Source organism: Streptomyces nanshensis (assembly GCF_001751255.1).
In the GTDB taxonomy this organism is placed as follows: Bacteria; Actinomycetota; Actinomycetes; order Streptomycetales; family Streptomycetaceae; genus Streptomyces; species Streptomyces nanshensis_A.
Genome location: NZ_LJGW01000290.1, coordinates 1 through 2,434, shown reverse-complemented (window position 1 = coordinate 2,434; position 2,434 = coordinate 1). Strand labels below are relative to the sequence as shown.

The window sequence follows — 2,434 nt, the reverse complement described above, 5'->3', positions numbered from 1 at the left end:
CGTTCGTCCTGTTCTCCTCGCTGTCCGGCACGCTCGGCAACGCGGGCCAGGGCGGCTACGCGGCGGCCAACGCGCACCTGGACGCGCTGGCCGAGCGCCGCCGCGCCCGGGGACTGCCGGCCACCTCGGTGGCCTGGGGGCCGTGGGACGGAGCCGGCATGGCGACCGGCGTGGACGCCGACCGGCTGCGCCGGGGCGGACTGACGCCGATGGATCCCGAACTGGCGACCGAGGCCCTGTGGCGGTCCGCCGGTGACGACGCGGCCGCGGTGCTGGTGGCGGACGTGGCCTGGCCGGAGTTCGCCGGCACGGTGGCGCTGGGCCGGCCCGTGCCGCAACTCGCCGAACTCACCGGCGGCACCGAGCAGTCGGCGCCGCAGGACGGTGCGGAGTTCGCCCGCACCCTGCTCGGGCTCTCCGCGGACGAGCAGCACGAGCGCCTCTTCGACGTGGTACGGCAGCAGGTGAACCGGACCCTCGGACGCCGCGCCGACCAGCGGCTCGACCCCCACCAGACGTTCCAGAGCCTCGGCGTCGAGTCGCTGACCGCCGTGGAGCTGCGCAACCGCCTGCACCGCGGCACCGGAGCTGCCCTCCCGGCCACCCTCGTCTTCGACCATCCGACGCCCGCGGCGCTGACCGAGTACCTGCGAGGCGCCCTGCACAGCGGGCTCACCGCGGGGCCAGAGCCGGCCCTGGCGGAGATCGACCGGCTCGACACCCTCGTGGGGACGCTGTCCCTGGACGAGGAGGGCCGCGCGGCGGTCGTGGCACGGCTGGGCGAACTGACCCGGACGCTGGCGGCCGACCCTGCGGGCAGCGGCACGGGCGGCGGCGCGGCGGCCGATCTCGCCGACGCCGATGCCGACTCGGTCATCGACTTCATCACCGGCCGACTCGGCATCGACTCCGAACCGAAAGCGGAATGATCATGGCTAGCGACAGCGAGCTGCTCGGCTACCTGAAGAAGGTCAGTCTGGAGCTGCACGAGACACGGGAGCGGCTGCGCGTCACGGAGGAGAAGGCCGCCGAACCGATCGCCGTCGTCGGCATGAGCTGCCGGTTCCCCGGCGGCGTCGCCGGCCCCGAGGACCTGTGGCAGGTGGTCGACGAGGGCCGCGACGTCATCGGGGACTTCCCCGCCGACCGGGGCTGGGACCTCGAAGCGATGTACGACCCCGACCCCGGGCGCCCCGACACCTCCTATGTGCGCAGCGGCGGCTTCCTCGCCGACGCCGCCGGGTTCGACGCCGACTTCTTCGGCATGTCGCCCCGCGAGGCGCTGGCGACGGATCCGCAGCAGCGGCTGCTCCTGGAGACCTCCTGGGAGGTGCTCGAGGGGCTCGGGGCCGACCCGGACACCCTGCGCGGCTCCCGCACCGGCGTCTTCGTGGGGGTCGGCGCCCAGGACTACGTCAGCGCCGCGGCACAGTCCGCCGAGGAGGTCCGCGGCCACCTCGCCACCGGCAATGCGCTCTCGGTCGCGTCGGGCCGCATCGCGTACACGTTCGGGCTGGAGGGTCCGGCGCTGACCGNCGCCTGCTCCTCCTCGCTGGTGGCGCTGCACCTGGCCGTACGGGCGCTGCGGAACGGCGAGTGCACGCTCGCGCTGGCCGGGGGCGCCACCGTGCTCACGAGCCCGATGGTGTTCGTCGAGTTCAGCCGGCAGCGCGGCCTGGCGCCCGACGGACGCTGCAAGCCCTTCGCGGCCGCCGCCGACGGCACCGGCTGGGCCGAAGGCATCGGCATGATCGCCGTGGAACGGCTGTCGGACGCCCGGCGCAACGGACACCCGGTGCTGGCGCTGGTCCGCGGCTCCGCGGTCAACTCCGACGGTGCCTCCAACGGCCTGACCGCGCCCAACGGTCCGGCGCAGCAGCGCGTCATCCGGCAGGCCCTCACCGACGCCCGGCTGTCGCCCGGACAGGTCGACGCCGTGGAGGCGCACGGCACCGGCACCGCGCTCGGCGACCCGGTCGAGGCCCAGGCGCTGCTGGCGACCTACGGGCAGCGCCCGGAGGGTCGGCCGCTCTGGCTGGGGTCGCTGAAGTCCAACTTCGGCCACACCCAGGCGGCGGCCGGCATGGCCGGCCTCATCAAGATGGTGCAGGCGATGCGTCACGGCAGGCTGCCGCGCACGTTGCACGTGGACCGCCCGACCCCGCACGTCGACTGGAGCACCGGCGACATCCGGCTGCTGGCCGAGGACCAGCCCTGGACGGGCGACGGAAGGACCCGCCGGGCGGCCGTCTCCTCGTTCGGCATCAGCGGCACCAACGCGCACGTCATCGTGGAGGAGCCGCCCGCACAGGACGCGCCCGAGACCGCAGCCGAAGCCGGGCCGGTCGCCTGGGTCGTCTCGGCCCGCACCCCCGCCGCGCTGCGCGAACAGTGCGCCCGCGTGGCGGACGCTGTGGCCGGCGCGGTGCCGGCC

General features: G+C 75.1%; 2 protein-coding genes. Both read left to right on the top strand.

All coding sequences use genetic code 11. The features are described 5' to 3' along the window. Positions 1 to 929: beta-ketoacyl reductase (locus tag AN218_RS16920; RefSeq protein ID WP_141747602.1), on the top strand; the 929-nt coding region annotated here is incomplete at its 5' end. A gap of 2 nt (positions 930 to 931) precedes the next feature. Beyond that, positions 932 to 2,434: type I polyketide synthase (locus tag AN218_RS16915; RefSeq protein ID WP_171908702.1), on the top strand; the 1,503-nt coding region annotated here is incomplete at its 3' end.